The sequence below is a fragment of the Methylobacterium sp. Leaf123 genome, from assembly GCF_001423405.1.
GTDB lineage: Bacteria > Pseudomonadota > Alphaproteobacteria > Rhizobiales > Beijerinckiaceae > Methylobacterium.
Genome location: NZ_LMNS01000008.1, coordinates 45,519 through 64,561, shown reverse-complemented (window position 1 = coordinate 64,561; position 19,043 = coordinate 45,519). Strand labels below are relative to the sequence as shown.

At 69.2% G+C, this 19,043-nt stretch carries 20 protein-coding genes; 5 read left to right on the top strand and 15 right to left on the bottom strand.

The annotated features are described in order from the left end of the window. Window positions 1-292 precede the first annotated feature (292 nt). From glyS to ASF53_RS26570, 5 genes are all read right to left on the bottom strand, one after another. Window positions 293-2,425, bottom strand: a complete 2,133-nt coding sequence (gene glyS / locus ASF53_RS08090) for a glycine--tRNA ligase subunit beta (RefSeq protein ID WP_502690567.1) — start codon at window positions 2,423-2,425, stop codon at window positions 293-295. A gap of 220 nt (window positions 2,426-2,645) precedes the next feature. Next, window positions 2,646-4,532: a PhoX family protein gene (locus ASF53_RS08085; RefSeq protein WP_056196721.1), complete on the bottom strand. Its 1,887-nt coding sequence runs from the start codon at window positions 4,530-4,532 to the stop codon at window positions 2,646-2,648. Between the two features lie 80 nt (window positions 4,533-4,612). Next, entirely contained in the window at window positions 4,613-5,044 is a 432-nt protein-coding gene (locus ASF53_RS08080) for a DUF3828 domain-containing protein (RefSeq protein WP_056196719.1), read from the bottom strand. Window positions 5,045-5,047: 3 nt separating this feature from the next. Continuing rightward, window positions 5,048-5,998 carry a glycine--tRNA ligase subunit alpha gene (locus ASF53_RS08075; protein ID WP_056196716.1) on the bottom strand — a complete coding sequence of 317 codons (951 nt, stop codon included), beginning with the start codon at window positions 5,996-5,998 and terminating at the stop codon, window positions 5,048-5,050. A gap of 197 nt (window positions 5,999-6,195) precedes the next feature. After that, window positions 6,196-6,318, bottom strand: coding sequence for a hypothetical protein (locus ASF53_RS26570; RefSeq protein ID WP_256371246.1), 123 nt, complete (start codon window positions 6,316-6,318; stop codon window positions 6,196-6,198). Window positions 6,319-6,604: 286 nt separating this feature from the next. On the opposite strand from ASF53_RS26570, the gene ASF53_RS08070 reads away from it, so the two are divergent. Beyond that, window positions 6,605-6,847, top strand: a complete 243-nt coding sequence (locus tag ASF53_RS08070; RefSeq protein ID WP_056196713.1) for a hypothetical protein — start codon at window positions 6,605-6,607, stop codon at window positions 6,845-6,847. Window positions 6,848-6,950: 103 nt separating this feature from the next. Here the strand turns inward: ASF53_RS08070 and ASF53_RS08065 are convergent, their stop codons facing one another. From ASF53_RS08065 to ASF53_RS08045, 5 genes are all read right to left on the bottom strand, one after another. After that, window positions 6,951-7,526 (bottom strand): TetR/AcrR family transcriptional regulator, encoded by a 576-nt coding sequence (locus ASF53_RS08065; RefSeq protein WP_056196711.1) that lies wholly within the window; start codon window positions 7,524-7,526, stop codon window positions 6,951-6,953. A 3-nt stretch (window positions 7,527-7,529) separates the two neighbouring features. Continuing rightward, the gene (locus ASF53_RS08060) at window positions 7,530-7,994 is read right to left on the bottom strand and encodes a nuclear transport factor 2 family protein (protein WP_056196707.1); all 465 of its coding nucleotides are present in this window, start codon (window positions 7,992-7,994) and stop codon (window positions 7,530-7,532) included. 119 nt (window positions 7,995-8,113) lie between these two features. Then, entirely contained in the window at window positions 8,114-8,974 is an 861-nt protein-coding gene (locus tag ASF53_RS08055) for a S49 family peptidase (RefSeq protein ID WP_056196703.1), read from the bottom strand. Between the two features lie 124 nt (window positions 8,975-9,098). Next, window positions 9,099-9,851, bottom strand: a complete 753-nt coding sequence (locus ASF53_RS08050) for a tRNA1(Val) (adenine(37)-N6)-methyltransferase (protein ID WP_056196700.1) — start codon at window positions 9,849-9,851, stop codon at window positions 9,099-9,101. Then, the gene (locus ASF53_RS08045; protein ID WP_056196796.1) at window positions 9,852-10,079 is read right to left on the bottom strand and encodes a putative signal transducing protein; all 228 of its coding nucleotides are present in this window, start codon (window positions 10,077-10,079) and stop codon (window positions 9,852-9,854) included. A gap of 194 nt (window positions 10,080-10,273) precedes the next feature. On the opposite strand from ASF53_RS08045, the gene ASF53_RS08040 reads away from it, so the two are divergent. Further along, the gene (locus tag ASF53_RS08040) at window positions 10,274-11,296 is read left to right on the top strand and encodes a polyprenyl synthetase family protein (RefSeq protein ID WP_056196697.1); all 1,023 of its coding nucleotides are present in this window, start codon (window positions 10,274-10,276) and stop codon (window positions 11,294-11,296) included. Between the two features lie 21 nt (window positions 11,297-11,317). Here the strand turns inward: ASF53_RS08040 and ASF53_RS08035 are convergent, their stop codons facing one another. The 4 genes from ASF53_RS08035 to ASF53_RS08020 all read right to left on the bottom strand — a co-directional run bounded on the left by ASF53_RS08035 (window position 11,318) and on the right by ASF53_RS08020 (window position 15,065). After that, window positions 11,318-12,193 carry a 4-(cytidine 5'-diphospho)-2-C-methyl-D-erythritol kinase gene (locus ASF53_RS08035; RefSeq protein WP_056196693.1) on the bottom strand — a complete coding sequence of 292 codons (876 nt, stop codon included), beginning with the start codon at window positions 12,191-12,193 and terminating at the stop codon, window positions 11,318-11,320. A 262-nt stretch (window positions 12,194-12,455) separates the two neighbouring features. After that, on the bottom strand, window positions 12,456-14,351 hold the full coding sequence (locus ASF53_RS08030) for a tetratricopeptide repeat protein (RefSeq protein WP_056196691.1): 1,896 nt from the start codon (window positions 14,349-14,351) through the stop codon (window positions 12,456-12,458). 132 nt (window positions 14,352-14,483) lie between these two features. Then, on the bottom strand, window positions 14,484-14,780 hold the full coding sequence (locus tag ASF53_RS08025) for a hypothetical protein (protein ID WP_056196688.1): 297 nt from the start codon (window positions 14,778-14,780) through the stop codon (window positions 14,484-14,486). A gap of 72 nt (window positions 14,781-14,852) precedes the next feature. Continuing rightward, the gene (locus tag ASF53_RS08020; RefSeq protein ID WP_056196686.1) at window positions 14,853-15,065 is read right to left on the bottom strand and encodes a hypothetical protein; all 213 of its coding nucleotides are present in this window, start codon (window positions 15,063-15,065) and stop codon (window positions 14,853-14,855) included. A gap of 442 nt (window positions 15,066-15,507) precedes the next feature. Between ASF53_RS08020 and ASF53_RS08015 the strand changes: the two genes are divergently transcribed. Then, window positions 15,508-15,747 carry a hypothetical protein gene (locus ASF53_RS08015; protein WP_056196682.1) on the top strand — a complete coding sequence of 80 codons (240 nt, stop codon included), beginning with the start codon at window positions 15,508-15,510 and terminating at the stop codon, window positions 15,745-15,747. Between the two features lie 146 nt (window positions 15,748-15,893). Beyond that, entirely contained in the window at window positions 15,894-16,217 is a 324-nt protein-coding gene (locus ASF53_RS08010; protein ID WP_003597981.1) for a hypothetical protein, read from the top strand. A gap of 52 nt (window positions 16,218-16,269) precedes the next feature. Here the strand turns inward: ASF53_RS08010 and ASF53_RS08005 are convergent, their stop codons facing one another. After that, window positions 16,270-17,601, bottom strand: coding sequence for an LLM class flavin-dependent oxidoreductase (locus tag ASF53_RS08005; RefSeq protein WP_056196679.1), 1,332 nt, complete (start codon window positions 17,599-17,601; stop codon window positions 16,270-16,272). A gap of 271 nt (window positions 17,602-17,872) precedes the next feature. Here ASF53_RS08005 and ASF53_RS08000 point away from each other — a divergent pair, with 271 nt between their 5' ends. Beyond that, a complete protein-coding gene (locus ASF53_RS08000) occupies window positions 17,873-18,841 on the top strand; it encodes an SPFH domain-containing protein (protein ID WP_056196676.1) in 969 nt (322 codons plus the stop codon). The last annotated feature ends 202 nt before the right edge of the window (window positions 18,842-19,043 follow it).

The window sequence follows — 19,043 nt, the reverse complement described above, 5'->3', positions numbered from 1 at the left end:
ATGTCGACCTGATCCTATCAGGACGGCGCCTCCGGACCCTCGTTGTGACGCGCTTTCCGTTGCCGAACCGGCAACCACTTCGACGGAAAGCGCGCCGGGTGAAACAGGCCCGGATCTGAAGCATGTTTCAGGACAAACGACGATTGCCCAAGAGCCACAGCTCGAAATCGTGTGAGTGTTATCCCCGATCGCCTCTGTACTTGCGGCGTAAATGTTACGCACGCTCGAGCGCCGCGATGCCCGGATCGCCCGAGCGGCTGGGCCGGCGCGCCGACCCGGCCTCTCGGACCCGTCAGCCCTCGATGCGCGAGAAGTCGGCGACCTCGCGGGTGGCCGCGCGGAGCGCGTTGAGCAGCAGCAGCCGGTTCTTGCGCAGGGCCGGGTCGTCGGCGTTGACGGTGACCTTCTCGAAGAAGGCGTCCACCGGCGCCCGCAACCGCGACAGCGCCCGCATCGCCCCGGCGAAATCCTCGGCTGCGACTGCGGCAGAGGCCTCGTGGCGAGCTGCCGCCAGCGCCTCGGCGAGCGCCCGTTCCTCCGGCTCACCGGAGGCCGCGAGACCCGCATCGGGGGCCTCGTCATAGGCGCGGCCGTCCTTCTTCTCCTCGATGCGCAGGATGTTGGCCGCGCGCTTGTAGCCGGCGAGCAGGTTTTTTCCGTCATCCGTGCTCAGGAATTCGCCCAACGCCTCGACGCGGCGGACGACGAGCAGCAGATCGTCCTGGCCGGGTAGGGCGAAGACCGCGTCGATCAGGTCGTGGCGGGCGCCCTGGTCGCGCAGGTAAACTTTGAGGCGATCGGCGAAGAAGGCGAGGAGATCGCTAGCAATCATCGCCAGCATTTCCTCTCGATCAAATGGCTTGGTAGCAAATTCATCGGAAGAAGTAGCGGCAACACGCCATATAGAATCTTCCGAAATGCTTCCTTCGAAAACTCCAACCAGTTTCTTTGCCAATTCGATCAGATGAATGCGCGAGTGAGACGTGAGAACAAGCCGAGTCACACCCAACGCTGCGCGCCGCAGCGCATACGGGTCTTTACTCCCCGTCGGCTTCTCATCGATCGCCCAAAACCCCACGAGCGTATCGAGCTTGTCGGCCAGCGCCACGGCGATGGAGACCGGATCGGTCGGCACGCGGTCGCTCGGGCCCACCGGCTTGTAATGCTCCTCGATCGCCGCGGCGACGCTCGGGTGCTCGCCCTGAAGCGCCGCGTATTTGCGGCCCATCAGGCCCTGCAATTCCGGAAACTCGCCGACCATCTCGGTGACGAGGTCGGCCTTGGCGAGCCGGGCCGCGCGCTCGGCGAGCGCCGGGTCGGCGCCCACCAGCGGCGCAATTTCCTGTGCGAGCGCGGCGATGCGGGCGACACGCTCGCCTTGCGTGCCGAGCTTCTCGTGGAAGACGATCGAATCGAGCTTTGGGAGGCGGTCCTCCAGCTTCGTCGCCTTGTCGGTCTCCCAGAAGAAGCGTGCGTCCGAGAGGCGGGCCCGCACCACGCGCTCGTTGCCGGCGGTGATCGCAGCGCCGCCATCCGACGCAACGAGGTTCGAGACCAGCACGAAGGCCGGCGCCAGCTCGTCCGAGCCGGATTTGCGCAACACGAAACACTTCTGGTTGGCGCGGATCGTCGCCCGGATCGCCTCGGCGGGGATCTCCAGGAAGCGCTCCTCAAAGGAGCCCATCAGCACCACGGGCCGCTCCACCAGCCCGGCCACCTCTTCCAGCAGGCCCTCGTCCTCCACGAGGTCGAGGCCGCGGGCGAAGGCGAGATCCTTGGCGTCGTGCAGGATGATGTCCTTGCGCCGGTCGGCATCGAGGATCACCTCGGCGCGCTCCAGCGCCGGCACGTAATCGTCGAAGCGGCGCACCTCGAAGGGTTCGGGCGCGAGGAAGCGGTGGCCGCGCGTGACCGTGCCCGCCGTGATGCCATCGACCGAGAACGGCACGACTTCCGGCGTCTCGGTCTCGGGGCCGAAGGTGGCGACGATGGATTGCAGCGGGCGCACCCAGCGCAAGCTTCCGGGCTGCGCCGAGGCCGCGCCCCAGCGCATCGATTTCGGCCAGGGGAAGCTCTTGATGATGCCCGGCAGAATCTCGGCCAGCACGTCCAGCGTCTCGCGGCCGGGCCGCTCGATCACCGCGAGGTAGAACTCGCCCTTCTTCGGATCGGTGACGGTGGTGGCCTGATCGAGGCTCGACAGCCCCGCGCTCTTCAGGAAGCCCTGCACGGCGGCCTCCGGCGCGCCGACGCGGGGACCGCGCCGCTCCTCGCGCACGGCCTCGCCGCGGGCAGGCAGCCCGGCCACGTGCAGCGCCAGCCGCCGCGGCGTCGCGAAGGCCTTGGCGCCCTCGTAGAGGAAACCGCGCTCCACCAGCGCGTCGGTGACGAGCTTCTTCAGATCCTCGGCCGCACGCCGCTGCATGCGCGCGGGGATCTCTTCGGAGCGGAGTTCGAGCAGAAGGTCAGGCATGCGCGCGGGAATAGCCGCCCGTTCGGGCCGCGTCGAGACGGGAGATGCGCCCGGTCTGTCACCGCCACTCGTTCGTCATCGCAGGCGTCCGCGAAGCGATCCAGAGCGCGACCGTTCCCGATCGCGCGAAGTCCCTGGATCGCTGACGCCGAGCCGCGCGATGACAGCCCCGTCACCCGATTCGCCCGCCGCCCATCCGCCGCACCGCCACGACAGACGGCCGCGGCGGCAGGTCGGGTGAAAAATCCGGCCAGCGGGTCGAGGGCCTTTCGTAGGAGCCGAGTGCGCCGTCCTCATCGGGCTCGCCGGGATGCTGGACGGCGACGAAGAAGGTCTCGTCATCGGGGGTGAAGCAGGGGCCGCACATCTCGGCGCCCACCGGCACCCGCAGGAAGTGGCGGGCCGTACCCCGGCGCGGGCCCTCCGTCTCCACCGCCCAGATGCCGTCGGCCCGGCCGGTGGCGCGGCGGTTGTTGCCGTCGGTGGCGATCCAGAGGCGGCCGCGCCCATCGAAGGTGCAGTTGTCGGGCATGCCGAACCAGCCGTTCTCGGTGGTGAGCGCGGAAAAGCTCGCCTTCACCTCGGGCTTGGCCGGGTCGCCGCAGCGCACCAGCACCTCCCAGCGGAAGGTCTCGGCGGCTTGGTCGGTGCCGTCGGGGGCGATCTCGATGACGTGGCCGAAGGCGTTGGGGCCGCGGGGGTTGGCGGGGTCGGTCTGGTCGGCGGCGCGCTTCGAATTGTTGGTGAGCATCACATAGACGCGGCCGGTGCGCGGGTTCGCCTCGATGTCCTCGGGCCGGTCCATCGGCGTGGCGCCGAGCCTTTTGGCGGCGCGGCGGGCCTCGATCAGCACGTCGGCCTGGCTGGCAAAACCGTTATCCGCATCGAGCCCGTTCGCCCCGTGCACCAAAGGCAGCCAGCGGCCGGTGCCGTCGGGCTCGAACCGGGCGACGCTGAGGGTGCCGGAATCGAGGAGGTCGGCATTGGCCCTGCGCTCGGCCTGCACACGGCCCTCGCTGACGAAGCGGTAGACGTGCTGAAAGCGCTCGTCGTCGCCGAGATAGACGACGTAGCGCCCGTCGAGTGCGCGCGCGCCCGCCGCCCCCTCATGCTTGAACCGGCCGAGCGCCGTGCGCTTCTTCGGGGCCGAGCCCGGATCGAACGGATCGATCTCGACCACCCAGCCGAACCGGTTCGGCTCGTTCGGCGCCTGCGCGAGATCGAAGCGCGGATGGAAGCGGCTCCAGGCATATTGCGGGTTGCCCAGGCCGATCGCCTTCGCGTTGCCGGTCTCCGCATGTCCGGCCGGGAGAACGCCGGAAAAGTAGTAGTTGATGTTCTCCTCGCCCGAGAGCCACGTCCCCCAGGGTGTGACGCCGCCCGAGCAGTTATTGACCATGCCGAGCACGCGCCGGCCGCTCGGGTCGGCCTCGGTCCTGAGGCGGGGATGGCCGGCCGCCGGGCCGGTGAGGGCGATCGGCGTCTCCGCCGTGATGCGCCGCGTGTAGTGCGAGCCGATCACCGGGCGCCAACCCTCCGCCTCGCGGACGATCTCGACCACCGAACCGCCATGGGCAGCCATCTCGACCGCGACCTGTTCCGGGCTCAAGGCGGCGATCACGCCCTTGCGGTCGCTGGCACCGAGGCCGGGAAACATCAGCTCGGCATTGGTGTATTCGTGGTTGACCACGAGCAGGCCGCGCCGGCCGTCGTCGCCGAGCGGGATGAAGCCGACGAAGTCGTTGTTGTAGCCGAACTGGCGCTCCTGGCTCTGGCTGCTCTGCTTTCGCGGGTCGAAGGCCGGCGCGTCGGGAAACAGCGGATCGCCCCAGCGCAGCAGAGGCTTCGCCTCGTAGCCCTCGGCCACATGCAGATGCTCATCGATGCCGGCGGCGAGTTCGGGGAAGTCGAAGGCAGCGGCGTCGGCGGGGGCTGAGATGGCCTGAGGCGCGATTCCGGCGGCGAGTGCGGCGGCCAGCGAGCCGCGCATCAGGTCGCGCCGGGAGAAGCGGTGCGCGATCACCGCATCGAGGGTCGGAGCGTCGGGCGTGTCGGACATCGGGCGCGTCTCATCAGCCTGCAAGAGGCGGCGCGCCTACGCCCGTCCGATGTCGCTTCGATGACGGGCGGTTCGGCGCGCTACTGAAGCGGCGCCGACAGGATGGCGACAAGATCCCAGGTCTCGCCCTTCAACGAGCGGACGTTGGCGATCTTCCAGGCGCCCGCCTCGCGTACGAGGTTGTAGCGCAGTTCCTGCGGCCCGCCGTTGCGGAAGGTCGCCCGCACCTCGGCCCGGTCGCCCTCGTTCGAGAGCGGGGCGAGGGCCAGCGACTTGGCGAAACCCGGCTCGGTGTCCTGGCCGTTGATATGGAAGGCGAATCCGAGCCGCCCGACCTCGCCCTGGTCGCGCTCGTAGAGCGTGCGCAGTGATTTTGCGTAGAAGCGCACCGCGCTGATGTTGTCCGCCGCGTAGAAGGCCCGCACGGTCTCCACCGGGTCGGTCGCGGATTGCGCAAGGGCCGAACCGGTGAGCAGCCCGAGGGCCACGGCGAGGACAAAGCGGCGGTGCATCGCTCAGGCCGCCGCGGCGCGGTCGCCAGAATGCCCGCCGGCGTCGGTCTTCAGCCATGCGGCGCCGCAGGCCTTGGCCAGTTCGCGCACGCGCAGAATGTAGCTCTGGCGCTCGGTGACCGAGATCACGCCGCGGGCATCGAGCAGGTTGAAGACGTGGCTCGCCTTGATGCACTGGTCGTAGGCCGGCTGCACGATGCGGTGGCGCGCGCCCTCGCTCTCGGGGGCGCCGGCGTCGAGGTAGAGGCGGCAGGCCTTCTCCGCATCGGCGAAGTGGCGGAACAGCATCTTCGTGTCGGCGGCCTCGAAGTTGTGCCGCGAATATTCCTGCTCGGCCTGCAGGAAGACGTCGCCATAGGTGACCTTCTCGTCGCCCTCGCCGCCGTTGAAATTGAGGTCGTAGACGTTCTCGACGCCCTGCACGTACATCGCGAGGCGTTCCAGGCCGTAGGTCAGCTCACCGGCCACCGGCGCGCACTCGAAGCCGGCCACCTGCTGGAAGTAGGTGAACTGGCTCACCTCCATCCCGTCGCACCAGCATTCCCAGCCCAGGCCCCAGGCGCCGAGCGTCGGGCTTTCCCAATCGTCCTCGACGAAGCGGATGTCGTGGAGCTTGAGATCGACGCCGATCGCCTCCAGCGAGGCGAGGTAGAGTTCCTGAAGGTTCGGCGGGTTCGGCTTCAGGATCACCTGAAACTGGTAGTAGTGCTGAAGCCGGTTCGGGTTCTCGCCGTAGCGCCCGTCCTTCGGCCGCCGCGAGGGCTGCACGTAAGCCGCTTTCCAGGGCTTCGGGCCGAGGGCCCGCAGGGTCGTGGCCGGGTGGAAGGTGCCGGCGCCGACCTCCATGTCGTAGGGCTGGAGGATCACACAGCCCTTGGCCGCCCAGAAGCGCTGCAGGGTGAGGATCAGGCCCTGGAACGAGCGTGTAGGCGAAAGGTCGGCGTCGCTCGGCATGGAAAGTCCGACAGCTGGGAAGGTGCCGGACCGTTTAAGAGCGGGGGGCGGGGTGTCAAGCAAACTCGCTGCGGGGCCCGCCCCCTGTCATCTATCGAGAGCCGTAACCGGCCTGATGACCTCAGGCCGACGCCTCCCGATCCTCGTTTCGACGCGCATTGTTCGACGAAGCGGTCACCGCTTCGTCGGAATTCACATTAGGCCCGGGGAGCGGAGCGGGTGAAGTTCCGCTTGGCCGTCCGGTCCTTCGGCACGGCCTGGATCGCCGGCTTGTCCGCCAGCAACTGCTTCACGCGGTCGTTGAAGTCGGTCGCTGACACGGGGCGTGCTCCGCCCTTATCCGAAGAATAAGCCATATCGGTCTCCGCAAAAACGCCCAAAGCACGGGATTGCGCGGAGGGTCCCCCTCATATGGGGCGCCGGCCGCCATTTGCGAGGCCGTGGGCCAAACGGGGCCGTTGGCGATGCCCCGGTGCGCGCCGGCACATCATTTTGCACGTCGCGGCCGCACAGCGGGAACGGCAAAGGTTTCTGCCAAGTTAAGACGACAAATGAACAGCCACGCTCCAGCCCTCGCGGCGAGCGGTTAACACTTTCGGACAGATCATGCGCACGGGTTTGACTGTTTTCGCCGCCCTCGTCGCGACCTCGCTCGCCACCACGTCGCTCATGATGGGCGCCTCGAACGCTTTCGCCACGCAGGATGGCAACGGCATCGTCGAGAAGACCGTGGCTGTCACCCCCGTCGAGATCGCGCCGGTCGCCGCCATGCCGGCCGCCGAGACCTGCGCTCGCAAGGTCCGGGTGGTCTATTCCGGCTACGCCGCCCCGACCGGCTGCGCGCGCTGAGCCGACAACGGCTCAGGCCAGAGCGCATTCCGACGAAGTAGCCCCCGGTTCGTCGGAAGAATGCGCGTCCAAACGAGGATCGAGAGGCGCCGGCCTGAGGCCATCAGGTCGGATACGGCTCTAGGATGAGGCACCGGGCCCGCAAGCCCGCCAGGATCCGCTCGAACACCTCCGGTCGATCCAGGGCGCGGGCCAGCACCACCGCCCCCTGGATGCCGCCGACCGCCTCTTCGGCGAGCATGGCGGCGGACGCCGCGGGATGTCCCGCCCGGCCCATAGCTGCAGCAAGGGCTTCGACCCAGCGGGCGAAGTAATCCCGCAGCCGGCCCGCGAAACGGTCGCGGGCGTCGCTCAGGCTCAGGGCCCCGACGAGGCAGACCCGGCGGCCGGAGCGAAAATACTCGGCAACCGTCGCGAACATCGCGGCCACGGCCGTTGCGGGATCGTCCGCCTCCCGCAGGGGGCGGAAGACATGGGCCTCGAACCAGCCGTCGATCTCGGCGAGCACGGCGCCTGCCATCTCCTCCTTCCCGCCGGGAAAGAAGTGATAGAGGCTGCCCTTGCCGAGCCCCGTCGCCTTCGAGATCAGCGACAGGCTCGTGCCCTCGTAGCCGTGCTCGCGAAACACCTCCGCGAGCAACGGCAGCACGTCGGACCGTTCGGCGACCGTACGGGCCACGCCCTACAGTCCCAGATCGCTCAAGGACGGGTGGTCGTCCGGCCGGCGGCCCAGCGGCCACTGATACTTCCGGTCGGATTCCGCAATCGGCCTGTCGTTGATGGAGGCGATCCGGCGGCGCATCAGGCCCGCCTCGTCGAACTCCCAGTTCTCGTTGCCGTAGGATCGGAACCACTGGCCGCTGTCGTCGCGCCACTCGTAGGCGAAGCGCACGGCGATCCGGTTGCCCTGATGCGCCCAGACCTCCTTGATGAGGCGGTATTCCAACTCGCGCGCCCATTTGCGCCGGAGGAAGGCGGCGATCTCCTTGCGGCCCCGAACGAACTCGGCGCGGTTCCGCCAGACGCTGTCGGTCGTGTAGGCGAGGGCCACGCGCTCCGGGTCGCGGCTGTTCCAGGCATCCTCCGCCATGCGCGCCTTCTGCGCAGCGGTCTCGTCGGTGAAGGGCGGAAGCGGCGGGCGCGACATGGCAAGGCCTTCTTGTACTGATTGGTAAACCACAGACCGATCGGTACAGAGGTTCGCGTGCGCTGACAATCCTGATTTCGATCGCGGCCCCGAACCGGACCGCGAACCTCGCAGGCAGCCTACAGCCCGAGCCGGGCCCAGGCGGCACGCTCCTCCAACGCCGCGATCAGCGCGTCGGGAAGTCCGGCCGTAGTTTGGCCGGGGCCGGCGCGGCGGAGCAGGCGGGCGAGCCAGGAGCCGCGATTCTCGGCCACGAGCCGCAGATCCACCTTCTCGCCGTAGCGGGCGCGCAACGTCGTCCGCAGGTCGCCGAGCGCATCGACGAGGCCGAGGTCGAGCGCCTGCCGCCCGGTCCAGACCGCGCCGGTGAACAGGTCGCGGCTGGCGTCGAGGGTCGGGCGGCGCTCGCGCACGAGGCCGGAGAACAGGGCCTGCACATCGGCCTGGATCTCCTTCAGCCGGGCGATGTCCTGCGGGCTCTCCGGGCGGAACGGGTCGAGCATCGCCTTGGCCTCGCCCTGGGCGTGGACGCGACGCTCGATGCCGATGCGCTCGATCAGCCGGTCGAAGCCGAAGCCGGCCGAGACCACGCCGATGGAGCCGACGAGCGAGGCGGGGTCAGCGATGATCTCGTCGGCGGCGCAGGCGATCATGTAGCCGCCCGAGGCCGCGGCATCCTCGACGAAGGCGAAGACCTTGATCTTCTTCTCCTCAGCCAGCGCCCGGATGCGCCGGTAGATCAGGTGCGACTGCACCGGCGAGCCGCCGGGGGAGTTGATGACGAGCGCCACCGCCGACAGGCCCGGCATGGTGAAGGCGCGCTCCAGGCTCGGCGCCACGCTGCCGATGGAGAGGCCCGGCCGGATCGGCGAGACGGCGCCGATCGCCCCGCTCAGGCGCATCACGGCGACCCGCGGCGGGGTCTCACGGAAGCGGCGGGGCAGGAGGCGGCGCATCCAGGTCGGGACGGTCAGCGGCATGGCGGCCTTTTTTCAGAATGCGCGGAAGCCCGGCCTCCCAGGAGGCCCGTTCGTTCTCCGTTAGCAGGAGGCCGCCGGCCGATCCATTGCGGCGGACGGCACCCGTTTCGACCCGGACTTGGCGTCACGGCGTCGGCCAGGAATCACCCCGATGCAGCGCCTCGGCTTCCGGGGTGAAGCGCCCGGCCTCGTCCTGAAGCACCAGGGGCGGCAGCAGGCGAAACGGCGCGCGGCTGCCCCTCACCGCCGCGATCAAGACGCGGATCGCCGGCCGATCGGCCCGCCCGTGAACGGGGCGGACGGCGCAATCGCCGAAACGCCCGCGCAGGGCATCGAGGCAGGCGGGGAGGGCATCGGCCCGGTGGATCAAGCCGAGCCGTCCGCCGGGGCGCAGCAGGTCGGCGCAGGTTCTCAGCCACGGATCGAGCCCGCCGGCCGCGAAGGTATGGGCCGAGGCTTTTTGCGGGACGGGGGAGGGGCGGTGCGCGCCCTCCTCGAAGAAGGGTGGGTTGGTCAGCACGATGTCGGCGCTATCCGGCTCCAGGCCCGCCGCCCGGCGCTGCACCCCCGGCGCCAGGATATCTGCCTCGATCACCGCGACACGGGCGTCGAGCCCGTTCGCCGAGGCATTCTCGCGGGCGAGGGCGACGAGATCGGGGTCACGCTCGACCAGCACCACGCGGCCCGCCTCGGAGAGCCGCGCCACAGCGAGCCCGACCGCGCCCGTCGCCGCGCCGAGATCGTAGAGCGTGGAGCCCGGCGCGGGAGCCAGAAGGCGGGCAAGCAGCACCGCATCGGTGCCGGCGCGGTGGGCGCCGCGGGGCGGCTGACGCAGCCTCAGGCGACCGCCGAGGAAGGCATCCGGCTCAGCGCTCACTCAGGGCTCGTCGCGTAGTTCGGCGGAGAGGCCGGCATCGGTCAGGATACGGCGGGCCTGCGGCGCATGGTCGTCGGGCACCAGCAGGCGTCGGCCGAACATGCCGATCGATCCTTCCAGCGCGCTCATATGCTCGTCGGCGACGAAGAGCGGCACGCCCGCCTCTTCGAGGAGCGAGCGCGCGAAGCCAATCAGGACGATGTCGTTGCTGCGGATCAGTTCCTTCACGGCATCATCACCCTTCGGCCGCACCCGGTGGCCGGGCGCACGGCATCCCGGCTCGTAACATTGTCCACGAACTTGCGCAGCCGTGCGGCACGACCGCGTGTTGCCCTGCCGCCGGCCCCGTGCGACAGGGGCAGCCGCGGGGCAGGGGTTCCGGCAGGGTGCCGGTCGAGCGTTTTTTCCGGAGGCATCGCGCTTTGGGCGTCGTCGTTACCCTCGATGAAGGCCGCTCCGATCCGGAGGCCAGCCTCACCGATCTCGTGAGCCTCGTCGCCGCCGGGATGGAGCGGGTGAATGCGACCATCCTGTCGCGCACCGGCTCCGACGTGGCGATGATCCCCGAGGTCGCCAACCACCTCATCGCGTCGGGCGGCAAGCGCTTGCGCCCGATCCTGACCCTCGCCTGTGCCGATCTCTGCGATTACAGCAGCGGCGACGGCGCGGTGAAGCTCGCCGCCGCGGTCGAGTTCATGCACACCGCGACCCTCCTCCACGACGACGTGGTGGACGAGAGCGACATGCGCCGCGGCCGTGTCGCCGCCCGTATCAAGTGGGGCAACGAGGCGAGCGTGCTCGTCGGCGACTTCCTGCTGGGCCAAGCCTTCCGCATGATGGTCGAGGTCGGAAGCCTGCGCGCCCTCGACATCCTGTCCGCAGCGGCCACCGTGATCGCCGAGGGCGAGGTGATGCAGCTCACCGCCGCCAAGAACATCGAGACCAGCGAGGACGAGTATCTCGCCGTGATCCGCGGCAAGACCGCGGAGCTGTTCGCGGCGGCCTGCGAGGTCGGTCCGGTCCTGGCCGGTCGGCCGGAATCGGAGCAGGCGGCCTGCCGCGCCTACGGCATGAATCTCGGCATCGCCTTCCAGCTCATCGACGACGTGCTCGATTACGGCGGCACCAGCGCGGCACTCGGCAAGAATGTCGGCGACGATTTCCGCGAGGGCAAGATCACCCTGCCGATCGTGCTGGCGCTGCGCCGCGGCTCGGACGAGGAGCGTGCCTTCTGGCGTCGCACCCTCGAACGGGAGGATCTGGCGGAGGGCGATCTCCAGCAGGCGCTCGCGATCCTGAGCCGCCATCGCGCCCTGGACGACACGATCGCACGCGCGCGCCATTACGGCGATCAGGCCCGCGCGGCTCTGGAGCCATTCCCGCAGGGGCCAATGAAGGCCGCCCTGTTGCAGGTGGTCGATTTCTGCATCGCCCGGGCGCACTGAAGCGCCCGCCGCGCTACCGCATCAGGTGAGGCGCGTCGGCTCGACCCACCAGCCCGGCTGCGTGGCGCGGATCGCTGCGGCCGCCATCTGCGCCGCGCCATCGTCCGAGAAAATCGCGAACACGGTGGCGCCGGAGCCCGACATCCGCGCGAGCCGACACCCGGCCTGAGCCCGCAGCCGCGCCAGCGCCTCGCCGATCACCGGGGCGACGGTGAGAGCCGGCGCCTCGAGATCGTTGCGGGCCGGCGCGATGGCGTCGAGCACGGCATCGGCATCGAGATCAGCCCCAACGACCGGATGCTCGGCGCCGTCGAGCCGCTGACCGACCGCGAGGCCGAGCGCCTTGAAGACCGGCGCGGTCGCGACCGGCACGCCGGGATTGACCAGCACCGCCGGCAGGGATGCGAGGCCGAGCACCGGCCCGATCTCCTCGCCCGCGCCGCGCATCATCCGCGCCCGCGGATCGAGGCAGACCGGCACGTCGGCGCCGGTGGCCCGCGCCGCGGTGATCACCGCCGGGTGGTCGAGGGAAAGCCCGTTCGATTCCGCGAGCAACCGCAGGGCGGCGGCCGCGTCCGACGATCCGCCGCCGATCCCGGCCGCGACGGGCAATTGCTTGTGCAGGCGGAACGCGCCGAGCCTCAGGCCGTCCACGCCCGCAGCGAGGTGGCGGGCGGCGCGCAGGACGAGGTTGTCGTCGAGCGGTCCCGCCGGCCCGGCGGTGGGGCCGGAGATGTCCAGCGAGAGATCGGGGCCCGGCACCAATTCCAGCGTGTCGGCCACCTCGGCGAAGGCCACGAGGCTTTCGAGCGCATGGTAGCCGTCCCCCGGCCGGCGGCCGAGCACGTGCAGAGTCAGGTTGATCTTGGCCGGAGCGCGGGTGGTGAGCAGGGACACGAAGGCTCTCGGCCGGAGGGGCAGGGGATGCGCCCTGCCTTAGGCGGACGGCCGAGAACGAGCAAGACGACGGCCGGTCCGTTCGAAGGCCAATCGAAGCCCGCGACCTTAGCCCGAGGTGCCGCCGCAAAGTGGAGACTTTGAGGGATCGTCCCGACATCGCGGGAACCGGAGGATCCGTCAAACTCCGCTGTCACAGCCACCCTAGGACGAAGCGGCCGGTGGGATTGTCCCCATGCCGGGCCGCTTCGCTGCCGGTGCTCTACTTGCCCGGCTTCTTGTCCGCGGCGCCCGGCGGCTCGCTCGGGGCGGGGGCGCCCTTCGGCAATTCCGGGTTCTCCGCGTTGTGCGGCGCCGCCACGGGAGCGGGCACCGTCTGCGCCGGGTCCTGCGCGGGCGGGTTCTCGGCGGTGGCGGTCGGCTTGTCCGGCTCGGGCAAGCCGTCCTTGAGCTTCGCGTTGATCTTGGCCAGCTCGTCGGGCTCGGGGTTCAGATCCTTGGCGTGCTGCCACTGGAACTTGCCCTCGAGCCGCCGGCCGGTGCGCCAATAGGCGTCGCCGAGGTGGTCGTTGATGGTCGGGTCGCCCGGCTTCAGCTCGACCGCCTTCTCCAGCTCGCGCACCGCATCGTCCCAGCGACCGAGGCGGAAATAGGCCCAGCCGAGGCTGTCGATGATCATGCCGTCGCGGGGGGAGAGATCAACGGCCTGCTTCAGCATGGTGAAGCTGTCGTCGATGTTCATGTTCCGATCGACCCAGGAATAGGCGAGGTAGTTGAGAACCTGCGCCTTGGCGTTCGGCTGGGTCGGCGGAACGAGGCTGAGCGCCTTCTTGAGGTCGGCCTCGGCCTTCTGCCACTCGCCGGCCCGCTCGTAGGCGGTGCCGCGGAAGTAGAACAGCGTCCAATTGTTGGCCTCGCGGCCGGGCTCGATCAGGTTGATCGCGCGGGTATAGGTCTCGGTCGCCTCGCTGAACTTTTTCCGGGCGCGCTGCACATTGCCCAGCGCCGAGATGACATCGACGTTGTCGGGATGCGCCTTGAGCACGGTGTCGAGGTGCTGGAGCGCCTCGTCGCCCCGGCCCAGTTGCTCGAGGTTGAGGCCGATCTGGATGTCGGCGTTGAGCTTGAGCGGTGAGGCGGCGGGGATCTGCGCGTAGGCCTCGTTCGAGCGCTCGACCTGCTTCATGCGGTCGAGGGCGTCGGCGAGCGTCAGCCGACCGACGGCGTGGTCGGGGGCGAGGTAGAGCGCGAGCCGCAGGTAGACCACCGCGGGAAGCTCGTCGCCCTGGGTCGAGCCGGCCGAGCCGAGCCCGTACAGCACCTCCGCCGCGCCTTCCTGGGCGGAGGCGATCAGGGGGCTAAGGGGCTTGCCGGCCTTGAGCTTGTCGAGGGCGTCCACCACGAGGGGATGGCGCGGCATCACCTTCTCGAACTCGCTATAGGCGTCGATGGCGAGATCGGTGCGGCCGATGCCGGCCTCGAAGCGGGCATAGCCGTCGACGATGCGCAGGGTGTTGTGGTCGGCGTCGTAGGCCGCCTTCAGCTTGCGCTCGGCCTCCGCCCGGTCACCGATGACCGAGGCGATCAGCCCGGCATGGTAGTCGCGGAACACGTTGAAGTAGCGCTCGCCGCGCAGGCGGTTCAGCGTCTCGTAGGCGCGCTTGCCGTCGCCGGCGCCGGCATAGGCCCAGGCGGTGAGCAGCGTGCCGGTGAGATCGGCGGCGGCACCCCGGCCGCTGCGGCCGAAGCTCTGGCGGGCCGGGCCGTACTGGCCGGCCTTGAGCTGGCGCACGCCGAGGGCGAGCTGGGCGAGACCGTTCGAGCTTTCACGGGTGGCGAGCCGCTCGGCGGCGCGGAAGGCGTCGGTCATGGCGCCGTCGGCGAGGAGCGACACGAAGGCGCGCTCCAGAAGCTCGGCGTTGCGCGGATCGCCCTTCACCGCCTCGCGGTAGTAGCTCGCGGCGGCGGCCGTGTCCTTCGAGGCGCCGGCGATATAGGCGGAGAGGAAGTTGCCCTCGAGCGATTCCGCCGGCTCGTATTCGGAGAGCGGTGAGGATTCCCGCGGCTGCATGGCCGCGGCCGGCAGGGAGCCGAGACCGGTCGAAGCAAGCAGCAGGGTGAGCGCGGTGGCGCTCCGGCGGGCGGCGTATCCGAACATGGGCACCAGTCACGGCTCCTTCGCGGGCCCGACGGACGGAGCTTCCTCCGGCCGGTCCCGGTTTGGCGGGGGACACTGTACTCTTCCCGCCATGTCCGCAAGGCGAAAGGATGGCGCGGGGGAGGGGGCCGTTCAGGTGCCGTCGCCGAGCTCGGCGCGGGCATCCTCCACGAGCTGGGCGAGGCCGGCATCGACCTCTTCGCCGAGGAGCGCCCGCTCGGCCGCCGTCAGATCCTTGGCCCAGGCGCCGCTGCCGAAACCCTCGCGGCATCGCGCGCGCTCGGCCTCGATGAAGGCCTGGGTTTCCTCGGGGCGCTCGCGCATCGCGTGCATGAACCCGAACCATGCCGTGCGCTCGACCACCGCCAGGCGGGCCCGCAGGCCCACCGCGACGGCGCGCGCCGGATCGACCGTGTCATCCTCTGTCATCGGTGCCTCTCACAGCATGGCCCCGCAGGATGGTTGCCGTCCTTCGGAAGAAGCGGGTGCGACGACAAGGATCTATCGCGCCTTCCGCGGTTCGCAACGCGTCTTCACGTAGGTGTCGGCGCCCGAACCGTGGCCCGCGCTCGCGGCCAGGACCGGGCCCTGGATGAGGCATTCCTGAAGGGTGTGGGCCGGACCGATGATCACGTCCAGCGCGGTCTCCCGCGAGCAATCGGGCATCTGAACGCTGGACGCGCAGATCAAGGCGACGACGAGGATGGAATTCATGGGGCCGGCCTCCCTGCCGGAGATGTTCTTCGCGTGCGATATTCTTGGCGTGCGATATTCTTGGCGTGATCGGAACGCGCGACGCTCCGGCGGACCTTTGCGGCCGGCGGGTCAGCGTGGAATGCGCTGCCCAAGGGTCGAAACCGGAGAACACCCCGAAAGGCTGCCTTGAGCCGATGCGTCACAGCAGCCCGCTCGGATCGACGCTCCGGCCACGTTCAGCCGGGCGGGAGGTCTGCGCTCCGATCCCGCCATCTGCCCGTCCTCAACCGTTCCGGCCCGCCCGCCACGATCGGCCGCCCGGTTGTAGTCCCACGCCAAGTCGTTGACCTGTCGAACGTTTTCCCCAACCTAAAACGGCTGCCCCAAAAAAGTCGCAAGAGAGTCCTGTCTTCGCGGGGATCGGACAAGTCTTGACCGGCGTCGTAACAGGGAGACGGCCATGTCTTTCGATATCGTTCTGACGCAATCCGCGCAGGAAATCGCCGAGAGAAGTGGTGTTCTTCCCGCTCTCGAAGAACGGGCGCGGGGCGAAATCGCAGAACTACCCGGCGAGGGGCTCGAAGAACTCGAGCGCCGCCTGTTCCATGCTTTCGCGCTCGACGACGGAACGGCGGTGATCTGTTCGCTGACGGCCGACGGCGCCGTGCGGATCGATGCCTGCGAAGCCGAGGCGGCGTGATCCTTCTCTCGGAACCGTGAAGGGCAGGCCCGGATTGCTCCTCCCGCTTGGAGTGCCTCACAAACCGCGCGCCCTCGACCGTCCTGCGACGGTTCGCGGCGAACGGATCGCGAGCGGCACATCCCCACGCCAATCGAGGAGGAGACATGTCCCAGGAGACCGTCAGCGTCGAAGCCGACTTCACGAGCCGTGAAGCGGCCCACGCCGCCAAGGACCGCCTCGTGCGGGCGGGGTTCGCCCGCAACAGCATCGATATCGACCGCGAGGGCGACACCTACATCGTCCATCTGCCGACGCGGGAAGCCAACCGGCAGCGGGCCGCGCGCATCCTGCGGGGCCGCGCCGTGATCGAGAGTGCCAAGAGCACCGGCTGGGCCGCCGCCGACACACTCGGCAGCAACCGCCTGCTCACTCTCGGCCTCGCGGCGCTCGTGGGCTTCGCGATCTACGGGATGACGAACCGGCGCTGAGCCGCGCCGAAAGCCTCCCCGCGGGACCCTCACGGGTTCGGCGGGGAGGCTTTCACGTCTCGAAAAAGCGGTTGCCCGGCCGCTTCAGGCCGAGATGGTCGCGCAGGGTCGTGCCCTCGTATTCCGTCCGGAATAGGCCACGCCGCTGGAGTTCGGGCACCACGCCCGCGCAGAAATCGTCGAGCCCCTCCGGCAGGAAGGGGAACATAACGTTGAAGCCGTCGCAGGCGTCCCCCTCCAGCCATTCCCCCATCCGGTCGGCGATCTGCTCCGGCGTGCCGACGAAGGTGAGCCCGCCATAGCCGCCGACGCGGCGGGCGAGTTCGCGCACCGTCGCCCCCGTGCGGCGGGCATAGTCCACGATCTGCGCCTGGCCGCTCTTGCTGGCATTCGATTCCGGAATCTCGGGGAGCGGCGCGTCGAGGTCGAAGCCGGTGGCATCCGTGCCGAGACGGACCGAGAGGTTGGCAAGCCCGCTCTCGACCGGCACCAGCGCATCGAGCCGCGCCTTCTTCTCCTTCGCCTCCTCTACCGTGCCGCCGACCACGACGAAGGCGCCCGGCAGGATTTTCAAAGCGTCGCGGGACCGGCCGGCCGCCGCCATCCGCCCCTTCACGTCGGCGTAGAATGTTTGCCCGGCTTCCAGCGACGAGGATGAGCCGAACACCATCTCGGCGGTCTCCGCCGCGATCTGGCGCCCGGCCTCGGAGGCGCCGGCCTGCACGATCACCGGCCAGCCCTGAACCGGCCGCGCGACGTTGAGCGGCCCCTTCACCTTCAGAAATTCGCCGTGGTGGTTCAGGGTGCGGAGTTTTTCGGGGTCGAAGAACAGCCCCTGCTCGACATCGCGGAGGAAGGCGTCGTCGGCCCAGGAATCCCAGAGCCCGGTGACGACCTCGAAAAACTCGCGGGCGCGGGCGTAGCGGGTGGCGTGGTCGAGATGCGCGTCGCGGCCGAAATTCAGCGCCTCGTCCGGGTTGCCGGAGGTGACGAGGTTCCAGCCGGCGCGGCCCTTCGAGATGTGATCGAGCGAGGCGAACTTGCGGGCCACATGGTAGGGCTCGTTGTAGGTGGTGGAGGCGGTGGCGATCAGCCCGATCCGCTCCGTCACCATGGCCAGCGCCGGCAGCAGCGTCAGCGGGTCGAACGAGGTGACGGTGGCCGAGCGCTTCAGCGCCTCCATCGGCATGTTCATCACCGCCAGATGGTCGGCCATGAAGAAGGCGTCGAACTTGGCGGCCTCCAGGGTGCGGGCGAAGCGCACGAGGTGGTCGAGGTTGAAGTTCGCGTCGGGAAAGCCGCCGGGATAGCGCCACCAAGCGGTGTGGATGCCGATCGGGCGCATGAAGGCGCCGAGATGGAGTTGTTTTCGAGGTTCGCTCAACGGGGTCCTCCGTCCGCATCAACCCTTCGGTGCCGCCGATATGGTGCGCCGCACCGGCCCGGCATCATGATCGTGAGCGCTCGCCGTGACGATGCCGGCATCGCGCGAGTGCCGTATCCGACCTGATTGCATCAGGCCGGCGTCTCTAGGTTTCTGCTTTATCGCGCATTCTTCCGACGAACCGGCCACCACTTCGTCGAAAGGCGCTCTGGGATTGCACGCGCCGCGTCCTTAAGCTTCAGAGCGACGGAAGCGAAAGGGACAAGCGAGCATGGTCGGAGCGAGCGTCACGCAGGATGTGCCCTACCGCGCCCTCAACGGCTGGGTGGCGCTCTTCATCGCCATCCCCTGCCTCGTGCTGGCGGCCCTGACCTTCCTCGGCGGCGGCGTGCTGGTGCTCGGCCGCGGCAGCGTCGGCCCCGCATTCTTGCTGGTCTCGGTGGTGGCGCTGGTCGCCGGGCTCGTGCTGCTGGCCGGGCTCATTACCCTCAAGCCGCGGCAGGCCGCGGTGCTGACCCTGTTCGGGCGCTATCACGGCACCATCGCCCGCGACGGTTTCTGGTGGCGCAACCCGCTGACGGCGGTGGCTAGGGTCTCGCTCGCGACCGAGGCGCAGGAGACCAAGATCATCACCGTCAACGACCTGATGGGCAACCCGATCACCATCGCCGCGGCCGCGATCTGGCGGGTGCAGGATGCCGCGCGCGCCACCTTCGACGTCGGCAGCTACCACGACTTCGTCTCGCTCCAAGCGGAGGCGGCCCTGCGCAACATCGCCTCGACCCGGCCCTACGATCACGAGGAGGCGGAGAATGTCGGCGACGAAGCGGGTGACGCCAAGCGCCGGCTTGCGGAGAAGGCCACCCGCGTCGCCTCGCTCCGGGCCGACCGCGACGCCATCCATGCCGACCTGATCACCGAACTCGGCCAGCGCGTCGCGGTGGCGGGCGTGGTCGTGGAGGATGTGCGGATCACCCATCTCGCCTATGCACCGGAAATCGCGGGGGCGATGCTCAAGCGCCAGCAGGCCGGGGCCATCATCGCGGCCCGCCGCCAGATCGTGGAGGGCGCGGTCGCCATCGTGCGCGACACCATCGCGCGGCTGGAACAGCCGGAGGACGGCCATGCCGGCATCGTCTTCGACGATCAGGGCCGCGCGAGCATGGCGCAGAACATGCTCATCATGATCGTGGGAGACCGCGAGGCGACGCCGGTGGTGAGCGTGGGGGCGAAGGCGTAGATCGCTGGCCTTCAGCGCGACACCCGAAGTCGGTCGTGTCGGCGAATCACGTCTGTCATCCAAATATCGTCGAAGCGAGAATTTGTAAAACCCATTCTGATGATGGGTGACCTGTGCCGGATCGGCATTTCACCGCCACCAAACCTGTCCTTATTGCCAATACCCCGGTCATCGCATCAGGCGCTGACCTTGCTTAGAGGAA